Source organism: Frigoribacterium sp. CFBP 13605 (genome assembly GCF_014839405.1).
Lineage (GTDB): Bacteria > Actinomycetota > Actinomycetes > Actinomycetales > Microbacteriaceae > Frigoribacterium.
Genome location: NZ_JACYNS010000067.1, coordinates 1 through 14,367, shown reverse-complemented (window position 1 = coordinate 14,367; position 14,367 = coordinate 1). Strand labels below are relative to the sequence as shown.

8 protein-coding genes are annotated in these 14,367 nt (G+C 68.7%); 1 reads left to right on the top strand and 7 read right to left on the bottom strand.

The window, feature by feature from the left end:
* Positions 1-308 precede the first annotated feature (308 nt).
* Entirely contained in the window at positions 309-662 is a 354-nt protein-coding gene (locus IFT36_RS11795; protein ID WP_200413223.1) for an SdpI family protein, read from the top strand.
* A gap of 21 nt (positions 663-683) precedes the next feature.
* Here the strand turns inward: IFT36_RS11795 and IFT36_RS11790 are convergent, their stop codons facing one another.
* The 7 genes from IFT36_RS11790 to IFT36_RS11760 all read right to left on the bottom strand — a co-directional run bounded on the left by IFT36_RS11790 (position 684) and on the right by IFT36_RS11760 (position 13,732).
* Positions 684-878 carry a hypothetical protein gene (locus IFT36_RS11790; RefSeq protein ID WP_200413222.1) on the bottom strand — a complete coding sequence of 65 codons (195 nt, stop codon included), beginning with the start codon at positions 876-878 and terminating at the stop codon, positions 684-686.
* A 418-nt stretch (positions 879-1,296) separates the two neighbouring features.
* A complete protein-coding gene (locus IFT36_RS16975) occupies positions 1,297-7,125 on the bottom strand; it encodes a DUF4011 domain-containing protein (RefSeq protein ID WP_200413221.1) in 5,829 nt (1,942 codons plus the stop codon).
* Positions 7,126-7,228: 103 nt separating this feature from the next.
* Complete coding sequence (locus IFT36_RS16970) at positions 7,229-9,376, bottom strand: nuclease-related domain-containing DEAD/DEAH box helicase (RefSeq protein WP_200413220.1); 2,148 nt, start codon at positions 9,374-9,376, stop codon at positions 7,229-7,231.
* Between the two features lie 8 nt (positions 9,377-9,384).
* A complete protein-coding gene (locus IFT36_RS11775; RefSeq protein ID WP_200413219.1) occupies positions 9,385-10,749 on the bottom strand; it encodes an exonuclease domain-containing protein in 1,365 nt (454 codons plus the stop codon).
* A gap of 113 nt (positions 10,750-10,862) precedes the next feature.
* The gene (locus IFT36_RS11770; RefSeq protein WP_200413218.1) at positions 10,863-12,323 is read right to left on the bottom strand and encodes a hypothetical protein; all 1,461 of its coding nucleotides are present in this window, start codon (positions 12,321-12,323) and stop codon (positions 10,863-10,865) included.
* Positions 12,316-13,308 carry a hypothetical protein gene (locus IFT36_RS11765; RefSeq protein WP_200413217.1) on the bottom strand — a complete coding sequence of 331 codons (993 nt, stop codon included), beginning with the start codon at positions 13,306-13,308 and terminating at the stop codon, positions 12,316-12,318. The genes IFT36_RS11770 and IFT36_RS11765 overlap by 8 nt, the downstream gene beginning before the upstream one ends.
* A 112-nt stretch (positions 13,309-13,420) precedes the next feature.
* Positions 13,421-13,732: a hypothetical protein gene (locus IFT36_RS11760; protein ID WP_200413216.1), complete on the bottom strand. Its 312-nt coding sequence runs from the start codon at positions 13,730-13,732 to the stop codon at positions 13,421-13,423.
* Positions 13,733-14,367: the final 635 nt, after the last annotated feature.

The following is a 14,367-nucleotide window of genomic DNA, read 5'->3' as shown; positions in this document are numbered from 1 at the left end:
CGAGACCGGCGAGCGTGAGGTCGGCGGCGGCGAGGAAGGCGCGGAGGTCGGCTCGGGCGTCGGCATCGGTCGGGGCGATGGGGACGTAGGGCATGGGGTCATTCTTCCTGGGGGTTCGTCGTGCTGGCCGGGTTCGAGTCGGCCCGATGGGCCTGGTGGGCCTGGTGGGCTCGAGGGGGCAGAAAGTGTCCTTCGGGGGCGGCCGAAGGACACTTTCTGCCCACTCGATGCCGACAGGGCAGTCACAGCGGATCAGAACGGGCCGCTCGGGGGAGTCGCGTGGGCCGGCACCGACCTAGCGTGGAGAGATGCCGATGGTCGTCCCCCTCATCATCTTGGCCGCGTGCGCGGTCGTCTACGGAACGACGCTCGCCGCCGCCCGGGGACGACTCGGGGTGAACCACCTCGCTGGCCTCCGGTTGCAGCACGTGATGGCGTCGCCCGAGGCATGGCGGGCCGGGCACCGGGCGGCACTGGTACCCATCACGGTCACCTGTGCGATCACGGCGGGGGTGGCGTTCGTTCCCGTCGTCGTGGGCGGGCTGACCGAGGGGGCCCAGGGAGCGTGGGTCATCGGCAGCACGGTCGTCTTGCTACTCGGGGCGCTGGTGAGCGCAGGGGTGGCGAATCGAGCGGCGACGGACGTGATCGCCTCGTCGTGATCGGGTGCCCCTAGGCACTGGTCAGGGGACGTCGTCGAGCGTGACGGCCGGATCGCGCCTCGGCACTCCCATCTCCGCTGCAGCCGACGCGTAGGCGCAGTACGTCGCGGTGTAACGGTCACGGGCTGCGCGCGCGGAAGCGGCGTCGGATGGCCTCTCGACGTACGTCTCGTCTTCGATGGTCCGACGTTCTTCCTCCTCGGCGGAGACGGCCATGGCCCACCGCCAGACGTCCGTGCTGCCCGGGGTCGGGACATGCGTGAAAAGGACCTGTGGGGGAACCGGGACGATCGGCGGAGGAGTCGTGCGAGGTCGGACGAACAGCACGCGAACCAGCGTGCCCCACACGCCGACGACACATCCACCCAGCAGCCCGATCATCGAGCTGGCGCCGTCGTCGACCGATCCCGCCGGGACCGTACGACGACGAAGTTGAGGGCCCCCGCCGTCGCGACGATCACCAACTCGGGACCGAGATGCGTGATGGTTCGCAGACGAGCGCGACGCCGGATGCCCTGGGGATCGTAGAGGCTCCGCCAGCGGGGCAGCGTCTGAGCCGTGGAGCCGTCCCGATCGACGTAGACCAGGCCGTCCGGAGCGGTGAAGACGGGCAGGCCGAGCCGGGGCGCCGTCGTCACCGCGCCGGAACGGACATGAGCCTGTCGAGGACACCCTCCCGATCGGCGAGCCACTCAGGCAACCACACACGCTCGACGGCGGGCCAGTGCATGAGCCCGCCGAGCACCTCCACGGGGAGGGCGTCACGATCGGCGACCGTACCGCGCTGGGCCCAACCAGGGCCGTCCAGTAGGACGGCCGTGGTCGCCCCGCCCGGCTGACCGGCGGGGGAGACCGCGAGATCGACCTTGAAGTCGGACAGCCCGACGTTCGTCCGGACCTCGAGACCTCGAGCTCGGAGAGCCTCGGCGAGGTCCTCGCGGTGCAGATCCGTGCTGGTGGCCGCACGAGCGGTCGCGAGGACGTTCTCAGCTCCACGCTGCGCCAGCTCGAGGTAGGCCCGGAGATCTCGGATGCCCCGGGAGGTCGTCTCTTCTGCACGCAGGTCACCAGGATCGAAGCTCGAGAACAGGATCACCTGACGACGAGCTCGGGTGATCGCGACGTTCAGCCGACGCTCCCCGCCGAAGTTGGTCAAGGGCCCGAAGTTCAGGGGCAGGACGCCCTTGTCGTTCGCGCTGAACGCCGTCGAGAACAGGATGGTGTCACGCTCGTCCCCCTGGACGTTCTCGAGGTTCTTCACGAACAGTCCCTCGGTCGACGCGTCGAGAGCGTCCATGATCCGGTCGTCACCGGCATCACGCAGCATCGACTCGATGAGGGTCCGTTGCTGGGCGTTGAACGTCACGACGCCGATCGAGGGCGTGCCGGTCGGGTCCGCCGCGAAGCGGTGACGGATCTCGGCGACGATCGCCTCGGCCTCGACCTGGTTCGTCCGCAAGGTCTTGCTGGGGCCCGACCGGAGGAACGTCCCCTGGACGCGCCGGAGCGTGATGCCGTGACCCCCGACGCCGTCATCGACGGAGCCGTGTGCGGGAGCCGGGAACGACGTCAGTCGGTCCTCGTAATAGTTGCGGTTGCTGAACGCGATGAGGGACTCGTCCTGGCTGCGGTAATGCCAGGAGAGCCACCGGCTCTCGATGCGTGCCTGCTTGCACTCGGCCAGGATCGACTCCTCGTCCCGCGCGAGGACGTCCTCGATCTGGGCCTCGGCGTCTTCGTCGTCGATGGTCGCCTCGGCGAACGAGGTCGGTGGCATCTGCTTGCTGTCGCCGACGACGACCACTGAGGTCGCTCGGCCCATGGCACCGACGGCATCCGCGACGCGGACCTGGGAGGCCTCGTCGAAGACGACGATGTCGAAGAGTCCTGCCTTCGCCGGGAAGAACCGTGCGACGGAGTCCGGGCTGACCAGAACGCAGGGGGTGATCTCGGCGACCAGATCGCCGTACGTGGTCATGATGTCGCGAACGCTCATGCGCCCACGCATCTTGGCCACCTCGGCCACGAACTTCCCTGCCCGACCTTGGGCCGTCTGCTGGTCGAACCCTCGTCGGCCGATCAGCTGGGCCGGTATGGCCCGGGGAAGCTCCGCCCGGATGTCACGAGCAGCGGAGGTGTAGCGCTCGATCGACCTTCCTTGTCCGGCAGCATCGAAGTCGTCCAGTCCGGTGGCGCGGGCACGTTCGTGCCTGCTGGCCGTCGCGAATCCGCGTTCGAAAGCGTCACTCGCTTCGTCGGCTGGCAAGGCACCCGAGATCACCGTCGCGTACGCGTCGAGCAGCCCGAAATCCCTGAGGGGGGCGACGGCTCGCCGCCACCGCACCCAGTTTGACAGGCTCACACCGGTGGGCTGGAGAGGGTCGCGCCCCGTGCTCGTCGAGATCCATCGCTTAAGGAAGGGCTGTGTGCCCGTCCAGGCAGCCCAGGACACCGGCGTCGTACCCGAAGCGATCGTCAGCGACTCCCTCGCGTCCGCCAGGCGGGCCGCTCGGGAGGCTGCTTCCGGAGCCGGCGCCTGCCGGCCGACCGTCATCCGCTCGAGGGCGACGCGGAAGGCGCGCCCCGAGGGCGCACCGGTGTCGGCGTCGGTCACCGTCGACAGCCACTGCAGCCACGAGATCTGTGATGCGACGTGTGAGCGATCGGCTTCGATGAGCGGATTCCAGCCAGGCCACACCGAGAGCCCGGGGACGACGTCGATCTGGGCGGCGAGGTGGCGTACGAACTCCCGCAGGGCCACGAAGCGGGCGGTCAACGCGGGCAGGGTCGCGAGGTCGACGGTGACGCCGGGTCGGGTCACGTGAGCGAAGGACTCCGCTACGGTGCGGCGCCTCTTCTTCCGCCCGAAGAAGCCGGAGGAATGAGCGACGGTCGCCTCGTGCGCGATCCGGTCGAGGTCGAGTGCCAGGACGTGGGGCTGGACGACGGTGAGCACGTCACCGAAGGTTAGACCGACCCCGTCGAGTTCACCGAGCAGCCGGCGGGTCTCACCCTGCCAGGTGGAGGTCCGCGCCTCGGCGAGGACCGCGTGATCGACCCCAGCGCTGCCTAGGGTCGCGGCCAGGGTACGGAGCTCGTCAGGCGTCGACACGGTGCCGAGCGCCTCGGCGAGAGTGTCGTCGGCTGTTGCGGCACCGAGCGCCTCGTCGAACCGGGTCACGAGGGAGAGCAATGCCTCTTCGTCGAGGGCGTCGTCCGAGCCGACGTCCACGAAGGCCCAGGAGTGCTCGGCGGTCGGCCGCGCCCTCCCGGCGTGGTCGGCCAGTTCGCGCAGGGCCGTGCGCACGACGTGGAGGTCGTCGAGGGACGCCGTGGCGGCGAAGTGCTCCGGAACGGCCAGCTCGTAAGGACTGTGCTCCTGCACGAGCTCGGCCACATGGGCGGTGTAGAGGCTGTGGCCCGAGGCGTTGACGTCGTGCACCTGGGCGGCATAACGCGCCAGCCGGCGACGGGCCGACTCCATCGTGTCGGTCGACCGCGCGAGTCCCTCGGCATCCGCCGACGCACGCTGCGCCAACGACGTCCGGAGGTGCTCCCTGAGCGGAGCAGGCTTGCTGCCCTTGTCATGGAGGTCGAGGGTGAACGGCCCGAGGCCGACGCTCGCAAGTCGCCGCTGTACGACCTCGAGGGCTGCCCGCTTCTCGGCGACGAACAGGACCTTCTTGCCGTCCGCGATGGCCAGAGCGAGGAGGTTGGTGATGGTCTGCGACTTGCCCGTTCCCGGAGGGCCCTCGAGCACGAACGTCCGCCCGGCCGATGCGGCCGCGACGGCCTCCGCCTGCGACGAGTCGGCGGACACGGGGAGCTCCGCGAGGAGCGCGTCGAGGTCGACCGTCACCGGCGCGTGAGGATCACCGTCGGTCGGCACCGACGCGTCGACGAACGGCTCGGTGGGGGACTCGATGAGGTGACGCACGAGGTCGTTGCCGGCCAGCGCCTCCCAGTTGTCGTCCAAGTCCTTCCAGAGTCGAAACTTCGCGAATTGGAGGAGCGCGAGGTCGACGGTCGGTTCGACGTTCGCCTCGATGCCCGACTCGAGGACGGCGAGCCGGGTCTCGGTCAGCACCCGCTGGATGTCGATGCCCGACGCGTCGGTAGCGGGGTCGGCAAGGGCCGGGATGCGGAGGCCGTGCTCCGCCCGGAGCTTCTCGAGCAGGCAGTAGTTGGGCGTCGAGGCCCCGGCGTCGTCGAGGACGACCTGGTAGCCACCGGACTTTCCCTTGGCACGAAGCGTGACGGGGACGAGGATCAGCGGGGACCGGACGGTCTTGTCCTTGACCTTCCAGACGAGCGAGCCGATGGACACGTAGAGGTTGTTGGCGCCGGTCTCGTCGAGGACGGTCTTGGCCTTGTACGCGAGTGCTCTGAGCAGTCGCGGGTACGCCTCGGTCGAGGCGTCCGTGTACAGCTGGTGCTTGGTGTGGAACAGATCGGCTCGGCTGTCCGACGGCAGGTCACGTCCCCACCTGACGCCTCGCTGGGTCTCGACCGCGGGGAGGGCATCCGACGGCAGGAGCTCGAAGGCTTTGCCCCCGTTCAGGTAGTCCTCGAACTCGGCCAGACCTTCTTCGGCCACGTGGAGGGGGAACCGGGCACGGTCGGCGAAGTTGATCAACCGGTTGCGGAGGCTGAGGTCGAGGAGGGTGTTCTTCCAGCGCTGGACGCGGGCAGGCACGGGGGTGGTGTCTGCAGGGCCGGAATCGTCAGGACGCTGTTCGGGCACGTACGCCGCGGGCCGGGAGTGCACGGCTTGGTAGTCGACGACGACCACGGTGCCGTCTTCCGCTGCGACTCGAGCGGGAAGGGGATAGATGCGGCTGCTGCGAGCCTGGTACACGTCGGTGATGCCGACGACACCGTCGAGGTCGCCCGACAGATGTTGTTCAAGAGGCGCACGTCGGACGTCGTGGAAGCCCACGTCGGCCGAGTCCTCGGTGAGCAAGGTCGTCTCGACGACCCGCGCGTAGTCCGTGCGGACCAAGTTCGGCAGTGCGAAGGCGCTCGTGGTCGCCGGGCTCGCCAACGACGTCTCTTCGCGCCAGTAACCCAGGAAGGCGTGACCCTCGACGACCACGAGCAGGGGGCGGATGCCGACGCGCTCGAGTGCCGCGGCCAGGGTCACCGTCGTGTCGAGGCAGGTGCCCAGGCGCCCGACGAGCACTTCGTGCGGCGTTCGGACCTTCTGGCCGTCGTCCGACCAACTGGCCGGAGGCGTGCTGTACCGGATGGACCGACCGCGCATGGCGGTCATCAATGCGTCGACGGTCGCGTCCACTCGTTCGGGGCCTTGTTGGTAGCCGACGAGTGCGCCGCTGCCGGTGGTCCGGGCGAGTTCGTCGACGGCCTCGGACACCAGGGACTCGAGAGCAGGGTGGTTCGGTTGGACGTGGGCAGCGAGCATCTCGAGTGACATCAGCGTGGGGCGCGCGAGCCACTGGTTCGCGGCCAGCAGGAGCACCTCGACCGTTCCTCGACCGAGCTCGACGTCATCGTGGACCACGGTGACGACCACACGAGCGGGCCGTGCCTCTTCGACGCCGAGCATGACCGATGGGTCGACCTTGATGTCGAGCTGCGGGACCAACGTCTCCGACCCTGCGACGAGATCCACGAAGTACTCGGTCGGTGCCCCGATCGGTCCCAGCGCGGACTCGATGCCCACGGTCAGACGGGCACCACGAGCGGTCGTCGTGGGGCTCGTCAGGGTGATGTCGGAGATGACCGTCAAACCGTTGTGTGCCATCGCGTAGCTGATGACGGGTGCACACGAAATGGTCACCGTGACCGTCGACGACGTGGTCGAGCGGGTGTCCGCTGTGGGTGGTGCGTCCGGTGTGCCGGGGTTCGAAGTCGCTTCGGTCGATCGCGGGGCGATGACGGGTTGCGGGGCGGGGACCCGAGGCGGTGTCTGAGGAGGAGGGCTGAACGCCAGGGGGACGACGACAGCGGGGGCCGACGCCGGTGCGGGGACCGGCAATGATTCTGTCGCCGGAGCCGGGCCGGCCATTCGCACCTGGAGGTCGCGGCGCAAGCCGGTAAGGGTCTCGCCGGCTTCGACCGCTCCGCAGATGACGAGCAGGCGCTGGGCCGAGTCGACGGCGCGGTAGGCGTCGTCGTCGCTGAAGGAGCCGTTGTGGGCCCACGCGTTGCCGACCTCACGCAGTTCGCCGGCGAGACGCGTGCCGGCACGGCCCAGAACGGTCTCGAACGGGCGCCCCAGAGCACCGAGCGGCTCGGTCATGGTGCGGAGGACGACCTGGAGGTCGGTCGCGGCGTAGGTCCCGCCGACGCGTCCGGTCGCCTCGTCACGTCGTTCGAGCAGTGTCGTCCAGCCCATCCCTGGCAACAAATGGGGCGAGAGCGTTCTCGACACGAACGGTTCGAGACCGCGAGCGAGCTCGGTGACTGCTCGTCCGACGAGTTCGTGGTTGGTGGTGCTCACGTGCGCCTCCCGGTGCGGTGTGCGGAAGACCTCGTCGATCGTCTCGTTCGACGATCCACCCTCGTTCCCCCTGGTGCTGCAGTCATCGTGCCATGCGGTGCCGTCATCGGCGGATGGAAGCGTCGGCGCCGATCAGCTCGCCCGGCATCGCGCGCGTGCCTACCCACAGGCCGTCACGCGCTCGCGTCATCGCCACGTACAACTCGCGCCGGTCGAGGTCGCGGCGCTCGCGGTCGGTGTCCGAGGCAGGTGCCGGACTGCTCCCCAGCAGCGAGCTGTCGACCCGAGCGAGCACGACCTGCTTGAACTCGAGCCCCTTGGCACGCTTGACGGTACCGACCTTGACGGCGTCGACGGGGCGGCCGTCGTAGCGCTCGAGCATGAGGACGGGGATGCCTGCCGTGACCAGCGCCTCCTTGGCTTTGGTCACCTGCCAGTGCGTCGTCGCCAGGACGCCCACGTCGCCCCACGACGTGCCGACGAGCCGGGTGACCTCCCGGACGCGCTCGACGAGGGCGGTGTCGTGGGACGCCCAGGAACGATGGCGGTCGAGCACGGGCCGTGGTCCCGACCGCGTCACCGTCTCGACGCCGTCGATGCGCTGACCAGTCCCCTCGATGTCGTTGTACTCGTCGCCGGCGACGACGGTGTTCGCGAAGGCGAGGATCTCGGCCGTGTTTCGGTGGTTGACGCCGAGCACGACACCACGGCCGCTGAGAGAGATGCCGATCTCGGACAGTGTGTAGCCACCGGGGTAGATCGTCTGCTGACCGTCGCCGATCAAGGTGAGCCCGTCGGGCCGGTCGCCTACCAGGGAGTGCAGTAGCGACACCATCGCGCACGTGAGATCTTGCGCCTCGTCGACGATGACCGCCCCGTATCGTTCGAGGGGCTGGGCGCGAAGGCTGTCTCGAGCCATCAGGATGACGTCGGCGAAGTCGTGAGCGTTCCGTCGGCGGAGTCCGCGGTCGTAGCGCTCGAACAGAGACCAGACGTCACGGCGCTGCTCGATCGTCAGACGGTGGCGTCGCCCGACCCGCGCAAGGTCGGCGTACTGCTCGAACGTGCGGATGCCACGTCCCTTGATGACATGGTCGATCTCGTCACGCCAGTAGCGTGACGTGGTCGCCGACGAGTCGAGCGCACCGCCCTGGCCCCCGGCGGCCCACGCCTCGGCGAAGGCAGAATCGGCCGCCTTCGCGTCGAGTCGCACGGTGCAGCCCCGCTCGGCCAGGAGGTCGAGAGCGAAGCCGTGGATGCCGCGGAAATCCACCGAGTCGGACGTGTCGGGCGCGAGGCGGACGAGCAGGTTCCCGAGGACGGCCGGCAGTGTCCGCACGAACGTCGTGAAGAGCACGCGGGTGCTACCGCTCCGGGCCAGGTAAGCGGCACGGTGGAGGCCGACGACGGTCTTGCCCGTCCCGGCCGACCCGCGGATGCGGGCAGGACCGTTGAAACTGCGACGGACGAGCTTGGCCTGGGCCGGGTCGAGGAACGACATCCATTCTTCGATCGGTGCCGCAAGGATGCTCTCCAGTAGTGCAGCATCGATCTCGACGTCCGGGTCGTCCTGAGTGTCGACGGTCGAGGCCTCGGTCGGCACGAGCTGTTCGTCTCGGTGCGGAAGGATAGGCTCGGGCACCGTGACGTCGACGACCGTCGTCGAAGTGAGAACGGGGAAGTGGTCGAGCACGCGGCGGAGGACGGTGTCGACCTGCTGCGAGGTGAGCCGGTTGCCGGGCGACGCGAGGTGGGCGAGAGCGTCGCGCTCGCCGACGACCGTCACAGGCCCCACGGACTCCCGGATGCCCTTCTGCCCGGCGAGCACCGCGACGGCGTGCACCTCGGTCGGCGCCAGACCGACCTCCGCCAGTATTCCCTCAGTGTTGTAAGCGAGGTCGGCGAGTGATGCGAGATCGTCGGTGACGTCGGCCTGTCCCCGGAAGATGCGACCGTCGTGGATCGAGACCTCCCGCCACGCCTTGGTGTCGACGATGTGGACACCCGACGGACCCACCACGATCAGGTCGACCTGGGCGCTCCGGCTCCCGGGCCAGGCGCGGTCAGGCAGCAGGTGGTATCCGAACGCGCCGAGTCGGGCGAGTTCTGTGGCGACACGCTTCTCGGTGACGCCGGCGAGGCCGAATCGAGCGGCAGCGTCTCGTGCGCGGGCCGCCTCCCGTTCGTGCGCTTCGGCGAGCGCTTGGTGGCGGTGTGCTTCGTCGGTGGCCGACCTGCCTGCTGCTGCCACGATCCCACCTACGCCGTCTGGAGGAGGGCCCGGAGGGTGTCCTCGCCGACGATGGGGATGCCGTATTGACGGGCTTTCTGCGCCTTGCCCGACAGGCTGTCCGGGTCGGCGGCGACCAGGAGCGTCGTCTTCTTCGTGATGCCCGGCTTGACGACGACGCCCATCGAGGTGAGCGTCCGCTCGATGCGCTCGCGCGGTTCGTTCATCTCGCCGGTCAGGACGACGAGGTCGCCTGGTCCGAGACGCATCACCGCGCTACCCGACTCCGCGGCGTCGGCACGAGCGGCGTGGTCGGCCACGGCTGCCTCCGCAGCACGCGGGCTCAGAGCGGCGTCTCGGATGTCGGGTGCGATGTCGAGCATGATGGCCACTGCCGTGATGTCTGCCCGCTCGTCCTCGTTGAGGACGCCGTCGGCCCAGGCCGCGTCCACGAGACCGTCGAAGTACTCGTGGTGGAGCTCGGAGCGGCGCACGGGACCGACGCCGATGGCTTCGCCGAGGCTGCGGAGTTCGTCGGACTCCGAGACGGAGAGGAACCCGTCCGAGAGGGCACGGTCGACGACCGCCAAGTAGTCGAGTTCGCGGCCCGTGCCGCCGACAGGTCGGAGCCGGTCGGTCGTGAGGTCGAGGAATGACGTCGCCCTAGTCGCCCTGGGCGAAGCCGCGATGACGGTGTCCGCCACGGCACGACTGGTCGAGCCGGCCCAGCCGGGCGCGAGGGAGGCGCGAGTCGCCTCGCCAGCGTCGGCCTCGGATCTCCGGCGGGAAACCCAGGCGGAGGATGTCGCCCCTAGACGGCGCGCCGGCCAGGCGGCACTCGCCGCGTAGTCACCCCACTGGCCCCACCAGGACGACTGGTCCCGCCCGAGCTCGAGGTAGGCGGCGAGGAGCTGCGCGGTCGCCCGAGCGTCGGCGAGCGCCTCGTGGGCATCGACCAGGGGGATGTCGAAGGCCGCGCAGCAGTCCGCGAGCTTCCGCCCTGAGCCGGGCAGGTAGGTGGTGGCGAGCTTCATCGTGCAGAGCGCTCCCTCGTCGGCGACGGGCGACGTCATGCCCAGACGGGACAGCTCCGCCCGGAGGAAGGTCGTCTCGAACCGGGAGTTGTGGGCGACGAGGACGCGTCCGCGCAGGTGGTCGACGAAGTCGTCGGCGACGTTCGCGAACGTCGGGGCATCCCGCACGTCGGCCCCGCGCAGCTGGTGGATGTGCGTGGGGCCGAGATCGCGTCCCGGGTTGACGACGGTCTCGAACGAGTCCTCGATCGTGCCGTCAGGTGCGACGTTCACGATGCCGATCTCGATCACCCGGTGGTGGTACTGGGGCGAGAGCCCGGTCGTCTCGAAGTCGATGACGGCGTAGCCGTTGTGTGCCATGTTCGTTCCCCTGATCACGATCTGCCCCCTGGCGACAGGTCCATGAACCATGCTCACATGTGATCACGGTCCGGGAGAACACCGACGTCACCCAGTTGTGGGGCTGGTGCACGTCAGTCGAGGAAGAAACGACGAGCTTTCGCGCGGCTGTCCAAGAGGTCCTCGGGCTTCACGCCGACTGTCGATGCGAGCTCGATCGAGCCCTGAACCGCGGTCAGCACGTCGGGCGAGAAGGCACGCTCGAGAACCTCGAAGTAGTCCGACAGGCTCGCGGTCAGCTCGTCGATGAGCTGTGCGTAGTCGGCACTCAGCGACTCGTCCAGCTCGCGCTGAGCGCGGGCGTAGCCAGCGATCAACGCCATCTCGCGCGCGGACAATGAGGTGCGTGCGGCCTGGTACATGACCGTGCCGATCGTGTTCCCGATGACGGCGCCGAGAACCGGTACGGGGATGAGCGTCTGACCGATGAGGGACGACAGTGCGCTGACGGCCGTGTCGAGGCAGAAGAGTTCGCAGTTCTCGATGAACTGCAGCTCGTCGATCTCACCTCGGCGGAGCTCATTCGCCAGCTCCGCCATGCCGAAGGCGCTGGTGACGATCGAGCTGGCGACTGCCGAGGACGTCGCGGTGAAGTTCGTGAGCGAGTAGATCGTCAGTCCTCGGACGCTCCCCTTGGCGGCACCGAGGCCGGCTGCCCCCGCGATGTCCACCCAGTCGTCGGCCGTGAAAGCCCGCAGCTTCTTGCCGTCGCGCCGTTTCTGGACGACGGCCAGGACCAGGGCGGTCCCACCCTCCACGGCGGCGCTCAGCAGCGTCGCCTGGATGCCTTCTTGCAGGCCCGGTCGACTGTCGTCGTGGAGATCACGGCGTCTGCCCTCGTCGGTCTGCTTCAGGGAATCCTTCTCGGACTGCAGTGTCTCCTCGTAGGCGCCTCGCTGCGCCTCGCGGTAGTCCAGGTGGGACGGCTCGAGAGAATCGATGTCGACCGCGCCGGAGCCGAAGAACGTCTGGACCCGTTTCCAATCCGAGAGAGACGGGCCGTCTCCGCTGCGTGAGAGGGTGGTTGCGGCAGTCTCGGGGGTCATGGCGTGCAGGTCTCGGATCACATCGAAGTGATCCCGAGGAATCTGGTAGCGCCCCCCGTTCTTGACGTAGTCGGGGTACCTCTGGAGATGTTCGGTGATGGCGCCGAGTCCGAGGCGCCCACCTGCAGCCACGAATTTCTGCTGGATTGCCACGCCTTCACGCAGCAGGTCCACAGGACCGTTGTCGTTGACCCACTGATAGACGGGCTCGGCACCGGCGATCCGGCGCTGCGCATTGCCGATGCCGACCTCGGCGACCTCGGCGATGAACCCGTGCATCCCCTTCGTTCCGCCACGGTTGGTGGTGACGACCTCGAGATCGATCTTCTTGACGGCCTGGTCGATGATCGAGAGGGCGTCGCGGAGGTTCTCGCCTTGTCGGGCCAGACCGCTCAGCAGGGTGTCGAGTCGCAATTGGTTCAGATGGCCGATCCATGCGGCGACCGCCTGTTCTTGGTTGCTCTTCGCCAGACGGCGGGCGTCAGTCACCGTCCGGGCCTTGCTCGAGTCGCTTCCCGAGCAGGGCTGCGCAAGCCTTCGTGTTGTTGACCAGCGCAGCCAATTGGTCTTGCCTCGAAGGAGGAAGCGCCAGGTAGTCGGTGTCGAATGCGGCCAAGGCTTCGCCGTACAACCGCGCCAACGACAGGCGGATGGACGTCGTCTTCTCAAGGAGATCGGCGATCTCCGCGTCCATGCGTCTCACGATCGTGGTGTTCCTCTTGACCGCGGTCAAGGCCTCTTCGCGCGCCTCTCGATTCTCCAGTTTCTTTTTGGTCAGCAGGGCGATGGATGCGAGGAGCCCTGCTCCGGCGATGGTCCAACCGACAGGTCCGGCGAGTGCGAGCAGCGCACCTCCGGCTGCCGCGCCGCCCCCTCCTGCTGCCAAGGTTCCTCCACCGAGCCAGGCGAGGGCCGCGTTGGTCGCGGCGACCCCGGAAAGAGTGGAGATCGCCGTTCCGGTGGACGCCGTGCCGAACGTAGTGGCCACCCACAGTGCTGCTGTGGGGGCGAGGCTCGCGACAGCGGCGCCTGTGGCGAAGCCTGCTCCGGCGCCCATCGCCGACATCCGAGCGGCGTCGAGGTCTTTCCGGGCGAAGTCCTCGGCTGCGAGGAACTCCTTCTTGTCCACGTCGATCTGCTCGAAATCGGCCTCGAACGTCTTCGGAGTGTTGGCGACGCTGTTGACGAGCAGTTCGACGAAGTCGATCAGGTCCGTCGATCGTTCACGTTGTCCCAGGAGAGCGAGGCCCTTGTCGTTCATGAGCGTGAAAGCGTCGTTGTACTCGGCGATGGCGTCCTCATAGGGATCGTTCTTCTTGGCCCCGATCCTCTCGACGGTGTCGACCGCGACTTCTCTGAGATCGTCTGCCTGCTCGACGACCTTGGCCGACGCGTCGCGAGCGAACTTGCCGATCTCGCCGACCGTCCTGAACAGGTTGTCCTTGGCTCTCTCCGGCATGCGTGGTTCAGTCATCGTGCCCCCGATTCGTCTGTGGACAATGGTCCTGGTGTGAGGTTACCGACCGGGGGTGTCATCGCGACGTGGTCGCGCAGTCACCTTGCCGCAGCGATGCCGGCTCGGACGATCAGGAGGCGCGACCACCGCGGCCGGGACGCGCACTGACCAGCCGGTGCGCGAGCATCACCACCAGCAGCGCGACCGCGAACCCGATCGAGAGGACCGCGATGAGCAGCAACGGGCCGCCGACCGTCTGCACCCCGTCGAACCCGTCGAAGCCGTCTGCCGACGAGACCGCGACGTACCTGACCGGCGCGGACGGACGGGTGATTGTCCACCACGTGAAGGCCGTGTCCGACAGGAAGGCGAACACCCCGAGAAGCCCGAAGGCGAGAGCGGGTCGACCCAGCGCGAGGCGGGGCGTGGTCGGGGTGGCCATCAGCCGAGACTAGGGCGCGGCCCGGCTCCGGACGGAGTCCCGCTTCGAGGGGCACGCCGGTCCTCCGGGGCCGATCGAGCCGGGCGAGTGGGCAGAAGATGCTGCCGGGCGGTCCTCGACGAGCAGGTTCTGCCCACTCGAGCCGTCGCGGGGGTGACGGGCGCGGGCGAGCCGACCCGCGCCTCCTGCTCGGACGTCGTCTCCGCGGGTCGATCGAGTGGGCGCAAAGCGTTCTTCGTGGGGCGGGGAGGGACGTGTCGGGACCACTCGACCGAGACGAGAGCGCGAAGCCGAGGAGGCGCGGGTCGCGTCGGCGAGGCGCGCTCGTGTAACGAGTGGGTGAAGACTGCAGCCCGTGCACGCTGCCGCATGGGCACGCCCGCATCCGCGGCGGGGCGCGGAGAACGGGGGCTGCGGGGGAGCGCCGAGCCGCGCCTCCGGGGCTCCGGCGAGCTGGCCGCCGCCGCGAACCTCCCTTATCGTTCACCCGAACGATAAACGGAAGGCCATCCCCGCATGACACCGATCGTCCCCGAACACCGACACGCGCTCCGCCCGGCGCGAGACGCCGGCAGCGGCACCGACAGCCGCGCCGACCGCAGCACGGGCCCGAGCCGCCGCACCGTCCTCGCCGG

Excerpts from the sequence above, each read along its gene's own strand:
- IFT36_RS11795 (WP_200413223.1), top strand. The coding sequence starts at position 309 with ATGCCGATGGTCGTCCCCCTCATCATCTTGGCCGCGTGCGCGGTCGTC.
- IFT36_RS11790 (WP_200413222.1), bottom strand. The coding sequence starts at position 878 with ATGGCCGTCTCCGCCGAGGAGGAAGAACGTCGGACCATCGAAGACGAG.
- IFT36_RS11775 (WP_200413219.1), bottom strand. The coding sequence starts at position 10,749 with ATGGCACACAACGGCTACGCCGTCATCGACTTCGAGACGACCGGGCTC.
- IFT36_RS11765 (WP_200413217.1), bottom strand. The coding sequence starts at position 13,308 with ATGACTGAACCACGCATGCCGGAGAGAGCCAAGGACAACCTGTTCAGG.
- IFT36_RS11760 (WP_200413216.1), bottom strand. The coding sequence starts at position 13,732 with ATGGCCACCCCGACCACGCCCCGCCTCGCGCTGGGTCGACCCGCTCTC.